This is a genomic window from Micromonospora sp. NPDC000316, assembly GCF_042898885.1.
In the GTDB taxonomy this organism is placed as follows: domain Bacteria; phylum Actinomycetota; class Actinomycetes; order Mycobacteriales; family Micromonosporaceae; genus Micromonospora.
Map to the genome: position 1 here is coordinate 846,087 of NZ_JBIAZG010000001.1, position 21,888 is coordinate 867,974.

Annotated in this window: 22 protein-coding genes; 6 read left to right on the forward strand and 16 right to left on the reverse strand. The window is 71.5% G+C overall.

Annotation, left to right across the window (positions count from 1 at the left end):
- Positions 1-149 precede the first annotated feature (149 nt).
- The 5 genes from ACFY2Q_RS04010 to ACFY2Q_RS04030 are packed head-to-tail and all read right to left on the reverse strand — an operon-like array spanning position 150 to position 5,924.
- The gene (locus ACFY2Q_RS04010) at positions 150-1,790 is read right to left on the reverse strand and encodes a cation acetate symporter (RefSeq protein WP_387127331.1); all 1,641 of its coding nucleotides are present in this window, start codon (positions 1,788-1,790) and stop codon (positions 150-152) included.
- Positions 1,791-2,204 (reverse strand): hypothetical protein, encoded by a 414-nt coding sequence (locus tag ACFY2Q_RS04015; protein ID WP_387127333.1) that lies wholly within the window; start codon positions 2,202-2,204, stop codon positions 1,791-1,793.
- A 44-nt stretch (positions 2,205-2,248) separates the two neighbouring features.
- On the reverse strand, positions 2,249-4,186 hold the full coding sequence (locus ACFY2Q_RS04020; RefSeq protein WP_387127335.1) for a DUF4153 domain-containing protein: 1,938 nt from the start codon (positions 4,184-4,186) through the stop codon (positions 2,249-2,251).
- Complete coding sequence (locus tag ACFY2Q_RS04025; RefSeq protein ID WP_387127337.1) at positions 4,183-5,250, reverse strand: ATP-binding protein; 1,068 nt, start codon at positions 5,248-5,250, stop codon at positions 4,183-4,185. The genes ACFY2Q_RS04020 and ACFY2Q_RS04025 overlap by 4 nt, the downstream gene beginning before the upstream one ends.
- A complete protein-coding gene (locus ACFY2Q_RS04030) occupies positions 5,247-5,924 on the reverse strand; it encodes a response regulator transcription factor (RefSeq protein WP_387127339.1) in 678 nt (225 codons plus the stop codon). Before ACFY2Q_RS04030 ends, ACFY2Q_RS04025 begins: the two co-directional genes overlap by 4 nt.
- A 182-nt stretch (positions 5,925-6,106) precedes the next feature.
- Between ACFY2Q_RS04030 and ACFY2Q_RS04035 the strand changes: the two genes are divergently transcribed.
- The gene (locus tag ACFY2Q_RS04035; RefSeq protein WP_387127341.1) at positions 6,107-6,649 is read left to right on the forward strand and encodes a Uma2 family endonuclease; all 543 of its coding nucleotides are present in this window, start codon (positions 6,107-6,109) and stop codon (positions 6,647-6,649) included.
- Positions 6,650-6,669: 20 nt separating this feature from the next.
- On the opposite strand, the gene ACFY2Q_RS04040 is transcribed toward ACFY2Q_RS04035, so the two are convergent.
- The 5 genes from ACFY2Q_RS04040 to ACFY2Q_RS04060 form a co-directional block, all read right to left on the reverse strand.
- Positions 6,670-7,332 (reverse strand): DUF5701 family protein, encoded by a 663-nt coding sequence (locus ACFY2Q_RS04040; protein WP_387127342.1) that lies wholly within the window; start codon positions 7,330-7,332, stop codon positions 6,670-6,672.
- 65 nt (positions 7,333-7,397) lie between these two features.
- Complete coding sequence (locus ACFY2Q_RS04045) at positions 7,398-8,156, reverse strand: LytTR family DNA-binding domain-containing protein (RefSeq protein WP_053651534.1); 759 nt, start codon at positions 8,154-8,156, stop codon at positions 7,398-7,400.
- Positions 8,153-9,379 (reverse strand): sensor histidine kinase, encoded by a 1,227-nt coding sequence (locus ACFY2Q_RS04050; RefSeq protein WP_387127344.1) that lies wholly within the window; start codon positions 9,377-9,379, stop codon positions 8,153-8,155. The genes ACFY2Q_RS04045 and ACFY2Q_RS04050 overlap by 4 nt, the downstream gene beginning before the upstream one ends.
- Before the next feature lie 39 nt (positions 9,380-9,418).
- Entirely contained in the window at positions 9,419-10,990 is a 1,572-nt protein-coding gene (locus tag ACFY2Q_RS04055) for a sugar transferase (RefSeq protein ID WP_387127607.1), read from the reverse strand.
- 264 nt (positions 10,991-11,254) lie between these two features.
- Positions 11,255-12,115 (reverse strand): Fpg/Nei family DNA glycosylase, encoded by an 861-nt coding sequence (locus ACFY2Q_RS04060; RefSeq protein WP_387127346.1) that lies wholly within the window; start codon positions 12,113-12,115, stop codon positions 11,255-11,257.
- A gap of 24 nt (positions 12,116-12,139) precedes the next feature.
- On the opposite strand from ACFY2Q_RS04060, the gene ACFY2Q_RS04065 reads away from it, so the two are divergent.
- The gene (locus tag ACFY2Q_RS04065) at positions 12,140-13,399 is read left to right on the forward strand and encodes a glycosyltransferase family 4 protein (protein ID WP_387127348.1); all 1,260 of its coding nucleotides are present in this window, start codon (positions 12,140-12,142) and stop codon (positions 13,397-13,399) included.
- Between the two features lie 96 nt (positions 13,400-13,495).
- Here ACFY2Q_RS04065 and ACFY2Q_RS04070 read toward each other — a convergent pair whose 3' ends face one another.
- From ACFY2Q_RS04070 to ACFY2Q_RS04090, 5 genes are all read right to left on the reverse strand, one after another.
- Positions 13,496-14,215, reverse strand: coding sequence for a CDP-alcohol phosphatidyltransferase family protein (locus ACFY2Q_RS04070; protein ID WP_387127350.1), 720 nt, complete (start codon positions 14,213-14,215; stop codon positions 13,496-13,498).
- On the reverse strand, positions 14,190-15,257 hold the full coding sequence (locus ACFY2Q_RS04075; RefSeq protein ID WP_387127352.1) for an iron-containing alcohol dehydrogenase family protein: 1,068 nt from the start codon (positions 15,255-15,257) through the stop codon (positions 14,190-14,192). The genes ACFY2Q_RS04070 and ACFY2Q_RS04075 overlap by 26 nt, the downstream gene beginning before the upstream one ends.
- Positions 15,245-15,976, reverse strand: coding sequence for a sugar phosphate nucleotidyltransferase (locus tag ACFY2Q_RS04080; protein WP_387127354.1), 732 nt, complete (start codon positions 15,974-15,976; stop codon positions 15,245-15,247). The genes ACFY2Q_RS04075 and ACFY2Q_RS04080 overlap by 13 nt, the downstream gene beginning before the upstream one ends.
- A gap of 121 nt (positions 15,977-16,097) precedes the next feature.
- Positions 16,098-16,865, reverse strand: coding sequence for a hypothetical protein (locus tag ACFY2Q_RS04085; protein ID WP_387127356.1), 768 nt, complete (start codon positions 16,863-16,865; stop codon positions 16,098-16,100).
- Positions 16,862-17,311 carry an NUDIX domain-containing protein gene (locus ACFY2Q_RS04090; RefSeq protein ID WP_387127358.1) on the reverse strand — a complete coding sequence of 150 codons (450 nt, stop codon included), beginning with the start codon at positions 17,309-17,311 and terminating at the stop codon, positions 16,862-16,864. The genes ACFY2Q_RS04085 and ACFY2Q_RS04090 overlap by 4 nt, the downstream gene beginning before the upstream one ends.
- Before the next feature lie 114 nt (positions 17,312-17,425).
- On the opposite strand from ACFY2Q_RS04090, the gene ACFY2Q_RS04095 reads away from it, so the two are divergent.
- The 4 genes from ACFY2Q_RS04095 to corA all read left to right on the forward strand — a co-directional run bounded on the left by ACFY2Q_RS04095 (position 17,426) and on the right by corA (position 21,027).
- A complete protein-coding gene (locus ACFY2Q_RS04095; RefSeq protein ID WP_387127360.1) occupies positions 17,426-17,818 on the forward strand; it encodes a cyclic nucleotide-binding/CBS domain-containing protein in 393 nt (130 codons plus the stop codon).
- 91 nt (positions 17,819-17,909) lie between these two features.
- Positions 17,910-18,368: an ester cyclase gene (locus tag ACFY2Q_RS04100; protein WP_387127362.1), complete on the forward strand. Its 459-nt coding sequence runs from the start codon at positions 17,910-17,912 to the stop codon at positions 18,366-18,368.
- Positions 18,369-18,474: 106 nt separating this feature from the next.
- Complete coding sequence (locus ACFY2Q_RS04105; protein WP_387127364.1) at positions 18,475-19,569, forward strand: PLP-dependent aminotransferase family protein; 1,095 nt, start codon at positions 18,475-18,477, stop codon at positions 19,567-19,569.
- Between the two features lie 309 nt (positions 19,570-19,878).
- Positions 19,879-21,027: a magnesium/cobalt transporter CorA gene (corA, locus tag ACFY2Q_RS04110; protein ID WP_387127366.1), complete on the forward strand. Its 1,149-nt coding sequence runs from the start codon at positions 19,879-19,881 to the stop codon at positions 21,025-21,027.
- A 91-nt stretch (positions 21,028-21,118) separates the two neighbouring features.
- On the opposite strand, the gene ACFY2Q_RS04115 is transcribed toward corA, so the two are convergent.
- The gene (locus tag ACFY2Q_RS04115; RefSeq protein WP_387127368.1) at positions 21,119-21,886 is read right to left on the reverse strand and encodes a hypothetical protein; all 768 of its coding nucleotides are present in this window, start codon (positions 21,884-21,886) and stop codon (positions 21,119-21,121) included.
- Positions 21,887-21,888: the final 2 nt, after the last annotated feature.

Below are 21,888 nucleotides of genomic sequence, written 5' to 3' on the forward strand. Positions count from 1 at the left end.
GCCCCGAAATCGCCCGGGGCACCACAAACACCCCATCGATCTTGCAGTTTCGGTCGCCCTATTGAGGTGATAAGTACGTTTCGCCCCGGCACAAAGTGCAAGATCGCGAGGGAGGGGGGAGGGGGGAGGCGCGGGGAGGGCGGGCGGGGTTAGAGGCGGAGGGATTCTGGGGTGTGTAGGCGGAGCATTGTTGCTGCTACGTCTACTGGTGCTCGTCGGCGGGTTGCCATCGACACCGCGATCATCACGGTGAAGGCCAGCGGCACCGTCCAGGCGGCCGGCTGCGCGATGAGCGTGGCAGGCCAGCCGGACAGCGGCGGGCCGAGCACTGTGACAAGCACAGCGCCGATCGCCGCGCCGCCGCCGACAAGCACCCCGGCTGCGGCACCCAGATCGGTGAGTCCTCGCCACCAGATGCCCAACACCAGCAGCGGGCAGAAGCTCGACGCGGCGACCGCGAAGGCCAACCCGACCACCTGGGACACGTCCAGCCCGGAGAGACGCAGCGCCAGCACCGCCGGCACGGCACCCGCGATCACGGTGGCCAGCCGGAAGTTGCGCACCGAACCCCGGCCGAGCACGTCCGTCGAGATCACCCCGGCGACGCTTGTCAGCAGCCCGGACGAGGTGGAGAGGAAGGCCGCGAACGCGCCCGCCGCGACAAGCGCCGCGAGCAACCGCCCGACCAACCCGCCACCGAGGACCGCACCGGGCAGCAGCACCACCACCGCGTCGGTCTGCCCGCTGATCAGCAGTTGTGGTGTGTAGATCCGGCCCAGCACCCCGTACAGGGTGGGCAGCAGGTAGAAGACACCCACAAGGGCCAGCACCACAAGCGTCGTCCGGCGGGCCGCTGCGCCGTCGGGGTTGGTGTAGAAGCGCACCAGCACGTGCGGCAGACCCATGGTGCCGAGGAACGTGGCCAGGATCAGCGAGTACGTGGCGAACAGCCCTCGGTCGTCGTCACCTGCGGCGCTGGGCAGCAGCCAGTCCCCGGCGTCGATGGCCACCCCGGACACCTGCGGCACCGGGTCACCGGCAGCGAAGGACAGCTCGTCGCCGGGGCGTACCTCCTGGATGTCGCCGTTGGGCAGGGTGAGGGTCGCGCGGTGCTCGACCACGACTGTGGTCGCGGTCCGGAACGTCGGCCCGTCGGGCGGCGTCACCGCCGGGCGGCCGTCGGCCTGCCACTGCAACGCCAGGAAGATCACGGGTACGGCGAGAGCTGTCAACTTGAGCCAGTACTGGAACGCCTGCACGAAGGTGATGGCCCGCATCCCGCCGAGCGCCACGTTGGCGGTGACCACGGCGGCCACCAGCAGGGCACCGACCGGGTACGGGGAGCCGGCCAACGTGGACAGGGTGAGGCCGGCGCCCTGAAGCTGCGGCACCAGGTAGAGCCAACCGATGAAGATCACGAAGGCGGTGGCCAGGATGCGCAGGCGCCGCGAGCCGAGCCGCAACTCGCAGAAGTCCGGCAGAGTGAACGCGCCGGAGCGGCGCAGCGGTGCCGCCACGAAGAGCAGCAGGGCCAGGTAGCCGGCGGCGAACCCGACCGGATACCAGAGGACGTCCACGCCGTATTTCAGGACCAGGCCGGCGACGCCGAGGAAGCTCGCCGCCGACAGGTACTCCCCGCCGATCGCCGCGGCGTTCCAGGTCGGGCTGATCACCCGGGACGCGACCAGGAAGTCGGAGGTCGTCCGACCCAGTCGCAGTCCGTAGAAACCGATCCCGAGGGTGACAAGGGTGACCGCGACGATGGCCGGAACCACGTAGTCGTTGCCCACTCAGCGCTCCGGCCGCTGCACCAGGTCGGTGAAGTCCTGCTCGTTGCGCTCGGCCAGCCGCACGTACGCCCAGCCCACCGCGATCAGGAACGGGAAGGAGGCCACGCCGAGCAGCAGCCAGGGCAGGTTGACGCCCCCGACTGTGGTCCGGCCGAGCGACGGCGCGATGGCGAACAGCCACGGCAGCCCGCCCAGCCCGATGACGACCACAAGCGAGAGCCGCAGCGCCAGTGCGAGTTGGGCCCGGACCAGGCCACGGACCAGCGCCTCACCGACCTGGGTCTGCTGGGCCAACTCGGTGCGGGTCCGCTCGGCGCGGCTGTCCCGCCGGGTGATCTCGGCAAGCACGATCCGGGCGCGCTGGGGTGGCGGTGTCGCACCGCCCGACCCCACGTCGGGGAGTTGCTTGGCCACCCCGGCAGTCTTGCCCGCCCGGCGCGAATGTCAAGCGTTCCCGCCTACCAGCGATGCATCCCGATACAGCCTGCGGGGCTGCCGGTGGCAAGTATCGGGTCGAGCACCCGCCGTGCCCGTTCCCGACCGAGGTTCGTCGCCCAGAAGCCGTCCCGGGGCAGTTCGGCCGCGATCTCCCACAGCGCGCACGTCCGCATCGGCTCGGGCAGCCGGTCCAGAGCCGGTACGGCGTCGGCGGAGAGCCCGGACAGGTAGCTGACGTCGAGGCGGCCGGTCGCCAGGTACCTGTCGACGTTCCGATCGGCGATCATCCGATCCGGGTTGACCAGGGCCAACCCGAGCAGAGCCAGCACCGCAGTGCCGATCACCAGCCGGGGCAGCCAGTCCGCCCGGAGTCGAGCCACGGCCACGCCCACCAGGATGAAGAGCAGCCCGAGCCACAGCTCGACGGTCGCCACGAAGAGCCTCAGCCGGGTGGCGCCGTACGCGTCGGAGTAGACCTGCATGCGATAGAGCGCCGAGGCGACGACAACCAGGCTGAGCGCGGTGAGCAGGCCGAGGAGCGTGCGGACCAGCAGCCGGTCGGCTCGGGTCGCCTTCGGCGCTCGGCGGGCGGCGACAGCGATCACCAGCAGGGTGAGCGCGGTGACGGCGAGCAGTTGCCAGAACCCGCCGCGGGCATACTCGGCGTAGGTGAGCCCCGCCGTGCGCAGCACGTGGTCCGCGCCGCCGAAGAACACAGTCATCTGCACCAGCACGAACGCGGCGAACAGGGCGTCGAGCAACACCAGCGGCAGGGTCCATTCCAGCCGATGTGCCGGCCGAACCGGGGTTGCTCGCAGACCGTCCAGGTCGGGCGGGCGGTTGACCAGGTACGCGCCGCCGAGCAGGCCCATGCCGATCAGCCCCAGCCGCACCAGCCAGCCGAACACACCATCGGGCGAGATGTTGGGCAGCAGGCCCATCACCAGGTCGGCGAAGACCGCGTCGGCGGAGGAGAAGAGCAGGCCGAACAGGGTCAGGAGACCGGCCGAGATCGCGAGGCTGCTCAGGATCCGGCCGATCCCCGGGCCGCCCGGGCCGACGCGGCTCAGCCCTCGTACCGCCCAGGGGAGCGCCCGAACCGTCGCGGCAGGCGGCAGCGTCGCGGCCAGCAGCATCCCGAACAGGCTCCGCCCGCCGGTCACCGCGAGCGTCGCGGTGACCGCGGCGGCGAGCAGGCAGAGCACGAAGAGCCAGCCGGCGGCCCGGAACGTGCCCACGGCGACCAGCGCGACAGTCGCGGCCGCCCAGGCGGCCTGCGCCGCCCGCCCCGGTGCCCCCGTGGCATCGGGACGGGCGGTGGCCGCCGGCCTGGCCGGGACTGGCTCGGCCGGAGTCGGCCGGGCCTGGCCGGGCGTGGTCGACGCCGGTGTGGCCGTGGTCGCCGCCGGTGTGGCCGTGGCGGCCGCCGGTGTGGCCGTAGCCGTGGCCGCTATTGGCGTGGCCGGGGTCGGCGTGGCTGTAGCCGGGGTCGGCGTGGCTGTAGCGGGGGTCGGCGTGGCCGGCGTCGGCGTGGCCGGGGTGGGCGTGGCCGGGGTGGGCGTGGTTGCCGCTGGCCGCTCGCCGACATCGGCCTGCGTTGACTGTCGTGGCCGGGTGGCCCCGGCTACGGCGAGCGCGGCGGTGCCCGCCAGCGCGGCCACCAGCCAGCCGAGGCTGGGACGGACCACGGTCAGCGCCGAGGCGCCGAGTATGGTCGCCGCCGCCAGCACGGCGAGCAGCAGTGGGTGGGGCGCCCGGGTCGGTCCTGGCCAACGCTGCTGGATCAGCGAGGGTGGCCGTGGCGCGCCCGGCTGGAGCGGCCAGGCTTGGGGCTGGCCGGCCGCCGGCGGGGTCGCCGGCCCGCTACCGGACCGAGGCTGCCCGGCCCCACCGGGTGGCGAGGGCTGCGGCCGGGTCGGGCCGTTGGCCGGTACGGGAATGCTGCCGGGGCTGGTCATGCGGCCTCTTCTCGCTGTGGCCCGTCGATCGGGATGGTGACCTGGATGTGGCAGCCGGGCTGGGAACCGGCTCCGACCGGGTCGAGGACGCGGATCTGGCCGCCGTGGAGTTCGACGACCCACCTGGCGATGGCCAGGCCCAGGCCGGTCCCACCGCCGGCCGCCCGGTCGCCACGGGTGAACCGCTCGAACACGCGGGAACGTTCCGCCGACGGGATTCCCTGCCCCTCGTCGCTCACCTCGAAGTGGAGTTGGCCGGCGTGCTCCTCGGCGCTGACCCGGACGGTGCCGCCGGGTGGGCTGTGCCGCGCCGCGTTGTCCAGCAGGTTCGCGAAGACCTGGTGCAGCCGCCACGGGTCGGCGTGCACGGTCAGCGGCACCGCCGGCTCGTGGAGCCTGAAGTGCACGTCCAGCCCCGCGCCGAGAGCGCTCGCGGTGGCGTGCTCCACCGCCTCGTCGAGGAAATCTCCCACGTCGATGCGGACCCGGCGCAGCGGCACCACTCCAGCGTCGAGGCGGGACAGGTCGAGCAGGTCCGCGACGAGGTGCCCGAGCCGCTGGGTCTGGGACAGCGCCGCGCGCAGCGCCGCCGGTTCTGGCTCGGCCACCCCGTCCACCATGTTCTCCAGGACGCCCTGCAACGCGGTGATCGGCGTACGCAGCTCGTGGGAGACGTTCGCGATCAGTTCGCGTCGGCGCTGGTCCGCGGCGTCCAGGTCCTCGGCCATCTTGTTGAACGCCTGGGCCAGCTCACCGACCTCGTCCCGGGACGTGGCGCGCACCCGCCGGGTGTAGTCGCCCCGGGCCATCGCCCCGGCGGCGGCGGTCATCTCCCGCAGCGGCGAGGTCATCCCGTGGGCGAGCACCTGCGAGGTGACAAGCGCGATGCAGATGACAGTGATCGACGTGCCCGGTGGGAGCCAGCCGATGCCGTACCAGAAGTAGCCGATGGCCACGGCCCAGGAGGCGACAAGCAGGACGCCGAGCTTCATCTTGATCGAGCGGACCGGATCCAGTGGGCGGGGTAGCACCCGATCGAGCCAGTCGTGCAGCCGGCTGATCACGCGGGCACCTCCAGGGCGTACCCGACGCCGTGGACGGTCCGGATGAGGTCGGCGCCGAGCTTCCGGCGCAGCGCCTTGACGTGGCTGTCCACGGTGCGGGTGCCGCTGCTGTCGCCCCATCCCCAGACGTCGGCGAGCAGCCGTTCCCGGGGAAGGACCGTGCGCGGGCGTCCCGCGAGGTGCACCAGGAGGTCGAACTCGGTAGGCGTGAGGTGGACGTCCGCGCCGGCCCGCCGAACCCGCCGCTCGGCCTCGTTGATCTCGATGTCGCCGAGGCGGATGGTTGGTGGAGCGGGGGCGGCGGCCCGTTCCACCCGGCGCAGCAGCACGTGCACCCGGGCGGCCAGTTCGCGCATGGAGAACGGCTTGGTGAGGTAGTCGTCCGCGCCGACCGCGAGCCCCACAAGCAGGTCGGTCTCGTCGTCGCGGGCGGTGAGCATCAGCACCGGCACCGGCCGGACTGCCTGGATCCGTCGGCACACCTCCAGGCCGTCGAAGCCGGGCAGCATCACGTCGAGTACGACGAGGTCGGGCTGCCCGGTGCGGAACCGCTCGACCGCGCTCGGGCCGTCGGTGGCGATCTCCACGAGGAAACCCTCGGCGCGCAGTCGGGCGGCGACCGACTCGGCGATTGTGCGTTCGTCCTCGACCACCAGGACCCGGCGTTCCTTCATGGGCTCTGACTGTAGGGAGCCGCCGTGGAGATCAGTGGGTCGCGTTGTGAACAACCTGTGGAGAACGGCTCACGCCTGTGGATAACTCCACGGACGGGCCGCCAACCTCCGTGAACGCCCGCGCCTCGTTGTGGACGACGAACGGAGCTGCCAGGGTGAGGCGGTAGAGAGGGGGTGTGACGGTGACGAACCCTGCGCGGCCCGACCGGGGCGCTGCCTGGACTGTGGACGACCTCCAGGACCTCCCCGAGGACGACCAGGTCTACGAGATATTCGACGGGAGCCTGCTCGTGTCCCCCCATGCGGACGTCTTCCACGGCGCGGTCGCCAACCGCCTCCGACGGATTCTCGATCGGCAGGCTCCCGCCGGCATGCTCGTCGGCCAGGACATCGGGGTCAGTGCCCGACGCTCCTCCTATTTCGTGCCCGATCTCTTCGTGGCGATGGAGAGCGCACTGGCCGGCGGCGGCACCGCGCTCGACCCGGCCGACGTGCTCCTTGTCGTCGAGGTGATCTCGCCGAACAACGCCGGCCGCGACCTGGTCCTCAAACGCCATGAGTACGCCGCGGCCGGCATTTCCCACTACTGGCTGGTGGAGCAGACGCTCACCGTGCTGGTGAACGGTGCGGGCGGTTACCGCGAGCAGGCACTCGTCCCGATCGGCGAGGTCTACCGCACCGAGCAGCCGTTCCCACTCGAGCTGCGGTTGGCCGACCTCTTCTGAGCCGGCCAACCGCAGGTCGGTCAGTCCAGGCCGATGCGCTCCGGGCGGGCCGAGGCGGAGCCGAGCCAGGTGTGCGGGTTGCCGTACCAGCACCAGCCCAGCTTCGGCGCGCCCTGGCTGATCCACAGCGCCGGCACCCGCTTGTCGCCGCAGCGGGAGCCGACAAGCGAGAAGCACTTGTTGCTGGCCAGCGCTGCCGGGTGCAGCGTGATGAAGGCGAGTCCTTCGTCGATGGTGAGCGGCAGCCGACCCTGTGCGGTCATCCCGTCCAGGGCCACGGCCGGCGCGAGGTTGCGGAACTCCTCGCCCCGGTCGACGTCGAAGAGCAGGTACGCCGGCCCGGCCGGAACCTCCAGTTCCTTGATCGGGTCGAAGCGCGGCAGGTCGTCCTCGGCGTAGTTCCGATCGACGACGCCTGGCTTGCGCTTGCCGGCCAGGGTGGTGAGCCCGAGCCGGGCCTCCACCGCGATCAGGTCGCGGGTGATGACAAGCAGGAACGGCACCCGGGCGTCGGTGGGTGCCGGCAGACCGGTCGCACCCTTGACGGCCTGGGCCCGCAGTGGGGCGATCAGGTCGCGGAAGGCGCTCTCGGACAGCTCGGCCAAGGCGGGATAGCCCAGCTGCACGAGTCGGTCGAGTTGGCGGTCGAATTCGGTTTCGACGTCGAACAGAGTCTCGGTCACGGCAGCCTCCCAGGAGTCGTACGGCCTAGCGTACAACGTACGGGATGCTCGCTATCATTCCCGACTCATCGACTCCAATCCTGCTTGGCCGCCCTGACCAGCTTGTCCTTCAGCTCCCGGGTGTGCCGCCGGCTCACCGGCAACTCGGTGGAGTCGACCACCACCACGTAGCCGGAGTTGACCAGGCGCAGCTCCGCGATCAACTTCAACTGCACCAGGTACGACCGGTGGACGCGTACGAAGCCCGCGTCGGCCCACCGCTCGGCGAGCGTGGCAAGCGAGACCCGCACCAGGTGTGACCCCTCAGCGGTGTGCAGTCGGGCGTAGTCGCCCTGCGCCTCCACCCAGCGCACCGCCGACCGGGGCAGCATGCGGGTGGTGCCGGCGAGCTCGATGGGGATCGTCGGATCCTCCTCGGCCCGGGCCAGCGCCGCCGGATGCGACGGCACCACCCGCGAGCCGATCACCCGGCGCAACGACTCGGCCAGCCGCTCGGCGCGTACCGGCTTGCGGACGTAGTCGGTGGCGCCCAGGTCGAACGCGTCCACCGCGCCGTCGTCGTACGCGGTGACGAAGACGATCGCCGGTGGCCTGGCGAAGCGGCGCAGCACCCGGGCCAACTCCATGCCGTCCAGGCCGGGCATCCGGATGTCCAGGAAGACCACGTCCACGTCGCCGTCACGGAGCAACCGCAGCGCCTCGGTGGCGTCCCCGGCGGTGTGCAGCCGGGCCACCCGAGGGTCGGCCCGCAGGTGGTACGCCAACTCGTCGAGCGCGGGCGGCTCGTCGTCCACCGCCAGAACCCGCAGGAAACCAGTGGTCACGAGCCGGCCCGTACACCCGGGTGGAACTTCGGCACCCGCATGCTCACCTTCGTGCCCGACCCCAGGCCCGTCTCGACGACCAGGCCGAAGCGGTCCCCGAAGACCGACCGCAGCCGCTCGTCGACGTTGGAGAGGCCGACGTGCTGGCCCGGGTCGTCCCCCGGATCGCCTGCGGCGCGGGCCAGCTCGGCGATGCCGGCCGTCAGCGCGGTCGGATCCATTCCCACCCCGTCGTCCTCCACGGTGATGTGGCACTCGGCGCCCGCGTCCCGGGCCTCGATGCTCACCATGCCCGTGCCCGGCTTGCGGGACAACCCGTGGCGGACGGCGTTCTCCACAAGCGGTTGCAGGCAGAGGAACGGCAGCGTCACCGGCAGCACCTCCGGGGCGATCTGGAGCCGCACCTGCAACCGGTCGCCGAACCGGGCCCGCTCGATCGTGAGATACCTGTCGATCGACCGCAGCTCCTCGGCGAGGGTGGTGAACTCCCCGTGCGCCCGGAACGAGTACCTGGTGAACTCCGCGAACTCCAGGATCAACTCCCGCGCCCGCTCCGGGTCGGTGCGGACGAACGAGCCGATCGCGGTGAGCGCGTTGTAGATGAAGTGCGGGCTGATCTGTGCCCGCAGGGCGCGGATCTCCGCGCGTGCCAGCCGCTCCCGCGACGAGTCCAGCTCGGCCAGGGCGAGTTGGTTGCCGGCCCAGTGCGCGGTCTCCAGGGTGGCCTGCACCAGCCCGGGCGCCGGTGGACTGTCGGCGATCGCGAGCAACGCACCGACGACCCGCCCGTCCGGCCCGTGCAGTGGCGCCACCACCGCCCCCCGGATCGGGCAGTCGACCCGATCGCAGCGTAGGTCGGACTGCCCGAGCACCGTCGAGCGCCCGCTGGCCACCGCCCGCTGGGCCGCCGCGAGCAGTTGCTCGCCGTGGTGCGTGCCCCGCCCGTCGAGGGCGAGCACCTGCTCGGCGTCGGTGAGGGCCAGGCCGGCCGCGCCCACCAGGGCACGCAGATGGCGTACGGCCTTCGCCGCGCCCGCCGCGCTCAGCCCCGCCCGCAGCGGCTCGGCGGCCAGCCCGGCGGTGTGCAGCACCTCGTAGGTGGCCCGCTGGGTGGCCGTGGCGATGCCGCGCCGGGCGCGCAGCCGCAACACCGCCAGCAGCGCAGCGGTGAGCGCGGTGACGAGCGAGACGACGCCGACGACGGCGGAGAGGTTGCCACCCACGCAGCGATCCTGGCCCCTGCGGCCCGGCGCGCCAAGCCCCTAGTACGCGCCCTTTCGGGCGAGCACCACCCCGACGGTGCGCCAGAGGATGCTCAGGTCGTACGCCAGGGACCAGTTGTCGACGTAGTAGAGGTCCAGTCGGACCGCCTCGTCCCAGGACAGGTCGGAGCGGCCGGAGACCTGCCACAGGCCGGTCATGCCCGGACGGACCAGCAGCCGGCGCCGCACGTCGCCCAGGAAGTCACCGTCGTCGGCGGGCAGCGGGCGCGGCCCCACCAGCGACATCTCACCCCACAGCACGTTGATCAACTGCGGCAGCTCGTCCAGCGAGGTGGCCCGCAGGAAGCGACCCACCGGGAAGACCCGGGGATCCTCCTTCATCTTGAACAGCATGCCGTCGGTCTCGTTCTGGTCGGTCAGGCTGGCCAGGCGGTCCTCGGCGTCGACGTACATGGTCCGGAACTTCCATACCCGGAACGTGCGCCCCTCGTGCCCCACCCGGGGCTGGCGGAAGAAGACCGGCCCAGGGTCGGAGATCCGGATCGCCACGCCGATGGTGACGAAGAGCGGGATCAGCAGCAGCAGGCCGAGGCCGGCGGCAACCCGGTCCATCAGGTTCTTGGCCAGCAGCGCCGGCCCGGACAGGGTCGGCTCCTCGACGTGCAGCAGCGGCAGGCCCTCGATCGGCCGGATGTGCACCCGGGGGCCGGCGATGTCGGTCAACTGCGGGGCGACCACCAGGTCGACACCGGAGCCCTCCAACTGCCACGCCAACCGGCGCAGTTCGCCCGGCTCGGCGCTGGCCGACCCGCAGACCGCGATGGTGTCCCCACCGACCTCCCGGACCAGGGCCAGGACGTCGCGCCCCGCGTGCACCGGCACCGGGGTCGGCACCCCACGCGCCGCCGCGTACCCGTCGGTGATGTGGATGGCGACCGGCACCAGCCCGGCGTTCGGGCTGCGGGTGACAGCCGCGTACACCTCCAGGCACTCCGGCAGAGTGCCCACGAGCACCATCCGGTGCGCGGCCTGGCCGGCCCGACGCCGGATGTAGTGCAGCGCCCAGCGGGCCACGAAGCGGCCCCACAGGATCAGCAGCAACGCCCCGAGCAGCGCCGTGCCGACCGTCCACCGGGACAGCGCGGTCTTGGTGGCGAACGCGAGGAACGAGACGCTGGCCGCGACAGTGACGGCGGCCCGGATGACCCGCTTGAACTCGTCCGGCCCGAGCCCCAGATAGCGCCGGTCGTACGCCCGGTTGCTCCAGAGGATCACCACCCAGCCGAGGGGCAGCAGCAGGTAGGAGACGGTGTGGAACCAGGTCGGGTCCTGGTGGGTGCCGGAGAACCCGGAAGCGGCCTGGTCGAACAGTTGGATCGCGATCCAACTGGCGAACGCCGCCGCGCCGAAGTCGAGCAGCAGCAGGATCGCCGTGTAGGGGCGGTGCCAGCGGGAGACGCGGCGTCGCGCTCGGGCCCACGCCGACCGGGGGACGCCGTTGTGTGACGGCGGCGTCGGCGGCTGGATCTCGAAGCTGTCGACGTGCCGCACGAGTCTGCTCCGGCCTTCGTTGGTTACCGGGCGCTGGAGGCTTGTCGTCACCTCACCCATGTCCTCCCGCATGACTCGTGCCGCTCACTCGCCGTGAGGGCCCGGGTCGCCCACCGTCCCAGTCTCCCACGCGGCCTCCGACCGGTCGTCGCCCCGAAGGAGATTGGCGACCGATGGTGTCGCTGGGATCTGGCCGGCTCCGCACCATTTCAGAAGCCGGGGACCGGGCCACTATACCGATGGATACGCGTGTGGCGAGAACGGTGGACCGGAGCTTCGGCTCAGTCGGGCCGATTCCGCTCTGTAGTCGCCGAGTTGAACTACTCACCGTACGAGGCGAGACAACCGTCGGTCAGCGAGCGGCTTGCCGCCCGTCTGACACGTCGGGCAGTACTGGAGGCTGGAGTCGGCGAACGACACCTCCCGCACGGTGTCCCCGCACACCGGGCAGGGCAGCCCGGTGCGGGCGTGCACCTTCAACCCGGCGCGCTTCTCGCCCTTCAACTCCGCGGCGCGCTGACCGACGGACCGCTCGACCGCGTCCCCGAGCACCTGCCGGGTCGCCGCGTGCAGGGCGGCGAGTTGGGCGTCGGTGAGCCGGTCGGTGATCGCGAACGGGGACAGCTTCGCGGCGTGCAGGATCTCGTCGGAGTACGCGTTGCCCACCCCGGAGAGCACCGACTGGTCGGTCAGCACCCCCTTGACCTGCCCGCGCCGGCTGCGTAGGCGCTCGCTGAAGGTGGGCAGGTCGGCAGCCAACGCGTCCGGGCCGAGTTTGGCCACGCCGGGCACCGCCGCCGGGTCGGTGACCAGGTACGCGGCTAGTTTCTTCTGGGTGCCGGCCTCGGTCAGGTCGAAGCCGGAGCCGTCGTCGAGGCGGACCCGTACCGCGATCGGACCCTTGCCGGGACGCAGCGGGGTCGCGGACGGGAACGCCTCCCGGTAGTGCAGCCAGCCGGCCCGGGCCAGGTGGACCACGAGATGTAGGTCACCCTCGATGAACACGTCGAGGAACTTGCCGTGCCGGCGGGCGTCGACGACAGCCCGGCCGGCGACCGCGGACGGTGCCGGGTCGTACGTCTTCAGGGCGCTTATCGCGGCGATCTCCAGCCGGTCGACACGCCGCCCCACCGCGCGCTGTCGCAGGTAACCCGCGAGCGCCTCAACCTCCGGTAGTTCGGGCACGACACAACGGTAGCCTTCTTTCCCGTGAGAATCGTGGTGGCACACAACCGGTACCGGGAAGCTCAGCCCTCCGGCGAGAACACGATCGTCGACTCGGAGATCGCTCAGCTCACCGCTGCCGGGGTCGAGGTGCTGCCGTTCATCCGCAGCTCCGACGAGATCCCGTCGATGTCGAAGGCGGCCAAGGCGCTGCTGCCGATCTCGCCGATCTGGGCGCCGCGTGCCCAGCAGGACCTGAGCCGGCTGCTCACCGAGCATCGGCCGGACGCGCTGCACCTGCACAACCCGTACCCCCTGATCTCGCCCTGGGTGGTGCGGACCGCGCACAAGCACGGCGTGCCTGTGGTGCAGACGGTGCACAACTACCGCCAGGTCTGCTCCTCGGGGATCTACTTCCGCGACGGGGTGATCTGTCAGGACTGCAAGGGTCGGGCGCTGGGCATTCCGGCGATCAAGCACCGCTGCTATCGCGACTCGGCCGCGCAGAGCGCCCTGATGGCGACGACCCTGGCCGTGCACCGGGGCACCTGGCGGTCGGTGGACCGCTACGTCGCGCTCACCACGGCGATCGCCGACCACCTACGCGAGTACGGCATTCCGGACGATCGGATCGTGGTGAAGCCGAACGCCGTGCCCGACCCGGGCCGGCCGGCGCCGCTTGGCGACGGGTTCCTCTACATGGCCCGCCTGAGCCCGGAGAAGGGCGTCGACCTGCTGCTGGACGCCTGGCGGCGGCACCCGGTGGGCGCGCTTGGCACGTTGCGGGTGGCCGGTGACGGCGAGTTGCGCCCGCTTGTGGAGGCGGCGGCCGCGGAGCGACCGGACGTGGTCTACCTCGGCCAGCTCGACCGGGCCGGGGTACGGGCCGCCGTCGAGGCGAGCGCCGTGGTGATCGCCGCCTCGATGTGGCACGACGTGCTGCCGACCGTGATCATCGAGGCGCTTGCCAGTGGCCGGCCGGTGCTCGGCACCGCGCTGGGCGGCATCCCGTACCTCGTCGGAGCGGACGCCCCGCACGAGCCCGCCGGCACCGGCCCGGCCGAGATTGCCTCGGCCGTCGTCGGGCGCGACGGGCCGGCCATGCCCGCCGGCATCGGTCTGGGCGAGGCCGGCTGGGTGGTGGCCCCGGAACCGGCCGCGCTGGCCGCCGCGCTCCCGGTAGCCCGGGCCAACGCGTCCGAGCTGGCCCCGGCCGCCCGCGCCCGCTACGAGCGAACCTTCCACCCCGACGTGGTCACAAAGCAGCTAATAAACATCTACGCGGGCCTGCCCCGCCCCCGCTAACCCCCGCGATCTTGCACTTTCTGCCCCGACAAAAAAGACAAACCACCCCATACCGGCGACCGAAACTGCAAGATCGCCGGGGTGGGGGGTGGGGGGCTACAGGGAGGCTCGGGCGGAGAAGGCGATGCTGGCTAGCAGGAAGCCGCCGTTGACCACCGTGAACGCCACCATCACCCAGAGGGTCAGGGCGGGGGCTACGGCCAGCACCACGGCGGCTACGAAGATCACCGCGCCGTAGTCGCGGACCAGCTTCACCAGGCGGACCGGCAGCGAGGTCGAGGTGACCATGCTTGCCGCGTTGGGGCCGGACTGCATCACCGACGTGACCAGGTTGACCATCCAGGTGCCCGCGAAGGCCGCCACCAGCCAGGTTGGCGTGCCCGGCTCCTGCGCGACCGCCGTCGCGGCCAGCGCGGCCACGAGGGCGATCTGCGCCGCAACGTCGCAGAGAATGTCGATCCGGGCGCCGGCCGCGCTGCCCTGGCCGGTCACCCGGGCGAGCTGCCCGTCCGCGCAGTCCAGCGAGTACGCCACCTGCCAACCGACCAGGGCGAGCACACCGACCACCCAGGCCGGTACGTCACCGGAGGCGACCGGCCCGGCGAGCGCCACAACTGTGACCGAGGTGGCCAGCCCGAGCACCAGGTTGGTGAGGGTCAGCGCTGTGGGGCGCAGCCCGAGCCGCTGGGCGACGAGCGCGAAGACGGCGCCCAGCCACTGGCTGATCGACTCGCTGAACAGGCCGCCGCCCCGGTTCACCCGGTGGAAGTCGGCGACGGTGGGACGGGGGTCAGCCAAGCTGGTCGCGGATTGCACCGGCGTAGTCTGCCAGCCGCTCCCGCGTCTCGGTAGGCGACAGTGCCAGGTGTTCGAGGATGGTGTAGCGGTCCGGTCGGGTACGCGGCGCGAACTGCACCGCCTCGATGAACTGGTCGTCGGTCAGCCCGACGTCGGCGGGGAGCCGGGGCAGCCCGTGCCGGGCCAGGCAGGCCGACATCTCCCCGAAGCGGCGCAGGTCCCCGCGCAGCCAGGTGCAGAACAGCGCGCCCAGCCCGGCGAGTTCGCCATGTGAGGCGGTGCCGGGGAAGAGCGAGTCCACCGCGTGCATGATCTCGTGGCAGCCACCGCTGCACGGCCGGCTGGTGCCGTCGACAGCCATGGCCAGGCCGCTGGAGATCAGCGCCTCGGCGAGGACGATCACGAAGGCGTCGTCGGTCATGTCGCCCGGGTGATTGAGCACTGCCTCGGCGCCCGCTCGGGCCAGCGACGCCGCCAACCCGTCGACGGGCTCACCGCGTACCTGCCGGGCCAGCTCCCAGTCGGCCAGGGCGCTGATGTTGCTGATGACGTCACCGATGCCGGCGCGGTTGTGCCGGTCGGGGCCGCTCTCCACGAAATCCAGGTCGACGATCACCGCGATCGGGATGTGCACCCCGTAGGAGCCCTTGATCCCGTCGGTGATCAGGCTGGCCACCGGTGAGGCGATCCCGTCGTTGGCGAGGCTTGTCGCCACCGACACCATCGGCAGCCCTCGCCGGGTCGCCGCGTACTTGGCCACGTCGATCGTCTTGCCGCCGCCGATCCCGACCACCGCGTCGTACGACCGGGCGCGGAGCTTGCCGCCCAGGTCGTCGGCGGCGTCCAGGGTCGCCCCGGCGACGGTGAACACGTCGGCAGTCCGCAGCGACGGCCGGATCAGCTCCGCGATCTGGGCACCCTGACCCGGGCCGACCACCACCGCGACATCACCGCCGGCGGAGATCCGCCCGTCGGCAAGGATCGCGCCCAGGTCGGCGACCGCGCCCCGCCGTACGTCGATGTGCAGCGGGGTGAGGACGCTCCGGGCTAGTAGAGGCACGCGATCTCCCGTGCGCGGGCCAGGTCGGCGTGGTTGTCGACCTCGACCCAGGGGACGTCGCCGATGGGAGCCGCCCGCACCTCTCCGCCCCGGTCGGCGAACTCCTGGTAGCCGTCCTCGTAGTAGAGGTTCGGGTCGCGCCGCCAGGTCGCCTCCAGGGCGTCGGCGAGCGCGTCGGCGACCTGCGGCTCGATGAGCGTCGCGCCGATGTACTCCCCGTACGCCTCGCCCGGGTCCATGATCTTGGTGATGCGGGTGAGCTGGCCGGCGGCGTCGAAGGTGGTCTTCATCTCCTCCTCGGCAAGCGCCTTGAGGGTGTCCACAGCGAGCAGGATGCCCGGGCCGCGCTCGGCGAGCAGGGTCTTCTCGATGCTCACCGGGTGCACGGTGTCGCCGTTGACGAGCAGGACGCCCCGCTTGAAGTGCTCCCGAGCCAGCCAGAGGGAGTACGCGTTGTTCCACTCCTCGGCCTTGTCGTTGTGCACAAGGGTGAGGGTGACGCCGTACTTCTTCTCCAGGTCCGCCTGACGGGAGACGACCGCGTCCGCCGCGTAGCCGACCACGATCACGATGTCGGTGAGCCCGACCTCGGCGAGGTTGCCCAGCGCGATGTCGAGGATCGTGATCTCGCCGTCCACCGGCACCAACGCCTTCGGCAGCGTGTCGGTGTACGGGCGCAGCCGGCGCCCTGCTCCGGCCGCGAGCACCAAACCGATCATCGCGAATCCTCCCTCGTGCTGCTCCCCGTCACCGGTGGAGGATAGCCCCGGGCGGCCCGGTGACTCCGGCCAACCGGCTCAGCCGGGCAGTGTCACCAGGCCAGCCCGGCACCTCTGCGGCTCAGCCGGGCAACGCGGCGAGGTCGGCGAGCATGGTCAGCCGCTCGTCCGCGCTGAGCACGGCGTACGGGCCGGCTGCCCGTCGGTCGGTCTCCAGTTCGATGGCGAGCCGTTCCGGGCCGGGCGGCAGGGCGGCGACACTCGATGCGGTGTGCCCGGCGGCGGTCCAGGCGGCGGCGTGCGCGTCGGCCCGGTGGTAGCGCAGCGTGCCGAGCCGGTTGAGCAGCAGCACGCCCGGCGGGGTGCCGTCCGGCTCGTGCGGTGGTGCCATCGCGGTGAATGCCGAGCCGTCCGGGGCACCCGCCTCGTCGGCGAGCACCAGGGCGCACGCCAACACCCGGCCGAGCGACGCGACAAGCCGCGCCACCCGCTCGTCGTGCCCGGCCCACAGCTCCTCGGTCACCTCCGCGTGCACCTGGAACAACTCGGTGAGGAAGGCGGCTCCGCGCTCGGTGGCGCAGAGCCCACCGTCGGGGCGGCGGTGGATCATGCCGTGCGCGACGTGTTTGTCCACAGCCCGACGGCTGACCACCGGATCGAGGTACCGGGTGATGGCCGCGAGCCCTGCCTCGTCGACCGTGCCGCCGGGTGCGGCCAGCCGGGTGCGCATCTCGACCAGGAAGCCGGTGGCGGCGGGTCCGCCGTACCGCTGGCTCAGCTCCGCGCCGCCGCCGTCGTGACCGGCAAGCATGCCGGCGCGGTACGCGCGGTCCACGGCGGGGGCGACCAGCCCGGCGGTCCGGTGGGGCGCCAGTTCGACGATGTTCACAGTCCGATCGACCGCAGGACGGCGAAGCCCTCCTCCGCGATCCGCCGGATCAGCCCGTCGTTGACGTCGCGATTCTCGTCCAGCACGGTCACCTCGTGCTCGGCCAGCCAGCGGTACTCGGTGTGCTTGCCGGCCTCCAGCGTCGGGCGGGTGAGGTCGCCGTCGACCCGGACCAGGAAGTCGTGCTCGACCCGGGCCAGGCCGTCGTCGCCGACGTACCGGTATTCACCTACCGGACCGAGGACGTGCGACAGGATCCAGCCGGTCTCCTCGGTGATCTCCCGACCGAGCGCCTCGTCGATCTCCTCGCCGGGCTCCAGGTGCCCGCCGACAATGTCCCAGCAGTTGGGAAAGAGGCGTCGGTGCGGCGACCGGCGCTGAAAGAAGATGCGGCCGTCGTGGTCGACGATCAGGGCGCCGGCGCAGCGCAGGGGCTCGGTGGACACTGCTCGACAGTAGCGAGCGGCCCTGTGTTTCGGCGATGGCCGGTCTTGTCCAGGAAACATCCACGGACCACCATGTCTCTACCGAATGCCACCGTCCCAAAGGGGTGATGCGTGATGCAGGTACGGGATGCGATGTCCAGCCAGGTCCTCGTTGTCGGTCCGGAGCACACGCTTCGCCAGGCGGCCCGGATGATGTCGGCCCGCGGTGTCGGGTCGGCAGTCGTGATCGACCCGGAGTCCGAGGGGGTTGGGATCATGACCGAACGTGATGTGTTGAAGGCCATCGGCGCGGGCCTCGACTGCGACGTGGAACGCACTCGCGCCCACCTGACCTGGGACGTCGTCTATGCCGGGCCGGAGTGGACAGTCGCCGAGGCGGCCGCCGCGATGGCCCGGGGTGGCTTCCGGCACCTCGTGGTGCTGGACGGCCGGGAGGTGGCCGGGGTGATCTCCGTGCGGGACATCATGCGGGTCTGGGCGGAGAGTTCGGCGGCCGCCACGACCTGACCGGTCCCGGCGTGCGGGTGTGCCCGGCGGAATCGACGGGTAAGGATTCCGTGCGGGCGCGGAGATGCCGTCGCCCGCGGGGGAGGGCCCGATGCGCGACGCGGAGCGGCTGGTCGAGCAGCAGTACGCCATGCTTCTGAGTCGGGACGTGGCCCGGCTGCCGGATCTGTACGCACCGGAGGCGTTCTACGCCATGCCGGGTGTCACGGTCCGGCCGATCGAGCTGCCCGCCCTGCTGCGTACCTGGACGGGTGCCTTCCCTGACCTGCGGGTCGATCCGCAGGGCTCGGTGCGCACGTCCGGGGGCGCGGCCGTGGAGCTGCGCCTGACCGGCACCCACACCGGCACGCTGCACTCGCCGTACGGCACCATCGCGCCCACCGGCCGGTCGGTGAGCTGGGAGGTGGCCGACGTGGTTCGGGTCCGCCGGGGTCGGATCGTCGCGTGGCGTTCCTACTTCGACTGGAGCCACCTGCTCGACGCGCTCGGCGTGCAGTTTGAGGGGCTTTCCCGGTCGGCGCAGCACGACTCGCTCGCACTTCCGGTCTGATCTGACGGCGACCGGTGGAGTCGGGTCACCCGTCTCGGTGGCTCAGGATGCGGACATCGCCGTGCCGTCCGCGCGTGCCCCGCCGCCGCCCGTACGCTCAATGGCCATGACCGCCGAGCAGCTGATCTCCTTTGCCCGTGGGGCGCCTTCGCTGGACATCGTCGATGTCGAGGGGCTCAAGGCCGCCGCCGTACGCGCCTTCGACGCCGACCCTGCGGGGATCACGGCGTACGGCACCTCCGTCGGCTACCTTCCGTTGCGGAAGTGGATCGCCGACAAGCACGGGGTCGAAGCCAACCAGGTGCTCGTCACCAACGGGTCGCTCCAGGCCGACGCGTTCCTCTTCGACCACCTGGTCCGTCCCGGTGACGCGGTGGTGGTGGAGCGTCCGACGTACGACCGCACGCTCCTCAACCTCCAGCGGATGGGCAGCGAGGTGTACGGCGTCCCGGTCCAGCCGGACGGCGTGGACACCGCCGAGCTGCGCAAGCTGCTGGAGTCCGGGGTGCGTCCCCGGCTCGCGCACATCATCCCGAACTACCAGAACCCGGCAGGCGTGACGCTGTCCTTGGAGAAGCGCCGCGAGCTGCTCGACCTGGCCGCGGAATACGGGTTCATCATCTTCGAGGACGACCCGTACGCGGACATCCGGTTCCGTGGCGAGGCGCTGCCGTCGATGCTGTCGCTGGACACCCGCAACGTGGTCGTGCACGCGTCGAGCTTCACCAAGACGGTCTGCCCGGGGGTCCGGGTCGGTTACCTGGTGGGCTCGGCGGACCTGATCGCCGACATCGCCAAGAACGCGACAAGTCTCTACATCTCGCCCGGCATGGTGTCCCAGGCGATCGTGCACCAGTTCTGCGTGTCCGGTGACATCGACCGCTCGATCGACACCGTACGGGCGGCGCTTGGCGAGCGGTCCCAGGTGCTTGCCGAGTCGCTGCGCCGGCACCTGCCGCAGACCCGGTTCGTGGAGCCCGACGGCGGCTACTTCCTCTGGGTGGAGTTCCCGGAGGACGTGCTTGTGGACAAGCTCGCCCCGGCGGCGGCCGAGCGCGGGGTGGCTGTGGTCAAGGGCAGCGACTTCGTGCTGGACGGCGGGCAGCACGCCCTGCGGCTGGCCTTCTCGGCGGTGACCGCCGACCGGATCGACGAGGGTGTCCGCCGGCTCGCGGCAGCCGTCGAGGCCATCCGGAGCTGATTTATCTGTCGGGTTCCCGACAAAACGATGATGCTGGCTGTCCCGGGCTGCCGCCCGGGCGGCCGGCGGCTCACAATGCTGCGAGCGTCACCCGTGCGGTGTCGCGGGGGTCACAGACCACCCCGCGCCGTCCGGGTCACGCCCGCAGCACAACCCCCGCCCCCAAGGGCGCCGGGTGGGCCGTGTCGTCCTCTCACCCCCGACTCGACCCGGCCCGCCCGGCGCCGCCTCCGCGACCGCCGTCACACCTGCCGGTGGCGACCATCGGCGTAGCCTGCAAGCCGCAGCCGAGCGCGGGGAGGTGTCGCGATGACGGATCGGGCAGAGCGAGGCCGGACGGTGCCGTCGAGCCCCGGCCGGGTGCTGCGACCCCGGGCGTGGCCGTCCCCGGTCCGGGTGATGACTCGGATGCTCAACGCCGACGGTTCGCCGCCGACGCCGGCCCCCGCCGGCACCGGGCGCAGTGGTGTCGTCGACTGCGCTCTCTACATCGACGGCAAGCGGCAGCCGGGCGACTGGACGTACGCGGACGCGCTGGAGGCGGCTCGCCGCGAGGAGCACGGCTTCGTCTGGCTCGGGCTGCACCAGCCGGAGTTGACCGAGATGACCGCCATCGCGGAGACCTACGGTCTGCATGAGCTGGCCGTCGAGGACGCGGTGAAGGCAGCGCAGCGGCCCAAGTTGGAGCGGTTCAACGACGTCACCTTCCTGGTGCTGCGCACTGCCCGATACTGCGAGCACGCCGAACTGACCGAGAACTCAGAGGTCGTCGAGACCGGCCAGGTGATGCTGTTCATCGGCCCGAAGTTCCTGATCAGCGTGCGGCACGGGGACGCCTGCCGGCTCTCCCCGGTCCGTGCCGCGTTGGAGACCAAGCGGGAGTTGCTGCTGCAAGGTCCGTGGGCAGTGGCGTACGGCGTGACCGACCGGGTGGTCGACCTCTACCTGGAGGTCGCCGACCAGCTTGAGGATGACCTGGACGTGCTGGAGGCCGAGGTCTTCGACCGCAGCGGCAGGGGCCGGATCCAGCGGATCTACCAGATGAAGCGCGAGTTGGTGGAGTTCAAGCGTGCGGTGATCCCGTTGCAGCGCCCGCTGATGACCCTGACCTCCCAGGTCAACCGGGACGTGCCCAAGGAGATCCGGCGGTACTTCCGGGACGTGCAGGACCACCTGAGCCGCACGGTCGAGCAGGTCAACTCCTACGACGACCTGCTGAACTCGATCCTCCAGGCGCGACTGGCGCAGGTCACAGTCGACCAGAACAACGACATGCGCAAGATCGCCGCCTGGGCGGCCATCGCCGCCGTGTGGACCGCCATCGCCGGGATATACGGGATGAACTTCGAGAACATGCCCGAGCTGAAGATGACGTACGGCTATCCCGTCGTACTCGCCCTGATGCTCGGGGTCTCCCTGGCCCTGTACCGCTGGTTCCGCCGCAACGGCTGGCTCTGACCACGCCCCCGGCGCCGACGAGCTGAGCGCGCGAAAGCGCCGGCGCGCGGGGAGACCCGCGTCGCCGGCGCTCGGTGCGCTTCCGCTGGGGTCAGCGGCGGCCGTTGGTGCGGGCCGTGTCCTTGCCAAGTGCCTTGGTGAGATCGTCGGCCGGACGGCCGGAGACGTCCTTGGCGCCCTCGGCGACCGCCGGAACCTTGTCGGTCGGGCGGACGCTGCTCGGCTTGGCCGCGGCGGTGGTGCTGGCGCTGTCGCCGCCGGCCACCGCCGAACTGCCAGCGCCGGTCATCCCGGCCATGGCGGACCCGTCGTTCCCCTTCGTCGCCGACGAGGTACGCACCTCGAACGACTCGACCTCGTCACGCATCGGCTCCATGGTGCGGGTCGGGTCGTACTCGGCCCACTCCTGCTGCTCCCGGCGGCGGCGCAGGGCGACCGCGCCGGCCAAGCCCGCGATGGCGCCCGCTGCCAGAAGGCCGGTCATCATCGAGCCGCGACGACGCGGCTGCTTCTTCCTGCCAGTGATCCGCATGCTCTTCGACCTGGCCTTCCTGGTCATCGGCCCTGCCTGCGCGGCGCCGTCACGAGCCGCCGCGGCAAGCGGTGCCAGCGTGGTGAGTGTCGTCCCCCAGCCGGTCGACGCGCGGTCGCGCACCTTCGCCGCGGTCGGCCCGACGTAGCCGCGGGCAACCTCCACCCGCGGGCCGACGGTCGCACCGGCGCCCTTAGCGGCGTGGTTGGCTGCTTGCATCAGGTGGCTGATGCTCTGGGTCAGCTCTGCCTTGGCCAACTGACCCCGGGACTTACGCCGCCCGATTCCAAACACGGTCCCACCTCCTGGGAGTTGTTCCTTCGTCATCC

Coding starts and splice junctions, on each gene's coding strand:
- ACFY2Q_RS04105 (WP_387127364.1), top strand. CDS start 18,475: ATGACCGCCGAGCAGCTGATCTCCTTTGCCCGTGGGGCGCCTTCGCTG.
- ACFY2Q_RS04080 (WP_387127354.1), bottom strand. CDS start 15,976: ATGATCGGTTTGGTGCTCGCGGCCGGAGCAGGGCGCCGGCTGCGCCCG.
- ACFY2Q_RS04055 (WP_387127607.1), bottom strand. CDS start 10,990: ATGGGTGAGGTGACGACAAGCCTCCAGCGCCCGGTAACCAACGAAGGC.
- ACFY2Q_RS04020 (WP_387127335.1), bottom strand. CDS start 4,186: ATGACCAGCCCCGGCAGCATTCCCGTACCGGCCAACGGCCCGACCCGG.
- ACFY2Q_RS04030 (WP_387127339.1), bottom strand. CDS start 5,924: ATGAAGGAACGCCGGGTCCTGGTGGTCGAGGACGAACGCACAATCGCC.
- ACFY2Q_RS04100 (WP_387127362.1), top strand. CDS start 17,910: ATGCGCGACGCGGAGCGGCTGGTCGAGCAGCAGTACGCCATGCTTCTG.
- ACFY2Q_RS04115 (WP_387127368.1), bottom strand. CDS start 21,886: ATGACGAAGGAACAACTCCCAGGAGGTGGGACCGTGTTTGGAATCGGG.
- corA (WP_387127366.1), top strand. CDS start 19,879: ATGACGGATCGGGCAGAGCGAGGCCGGACGGTGCCGTCGAGCCCCGGC.
- ACFY2Q_RS04095 (WP_387127360.1), top strand. CDS start 17,426: ATGCAGGTACGGGATGCGATGTCCAGCCAGGTCCTCGTTGTCGGTCCG.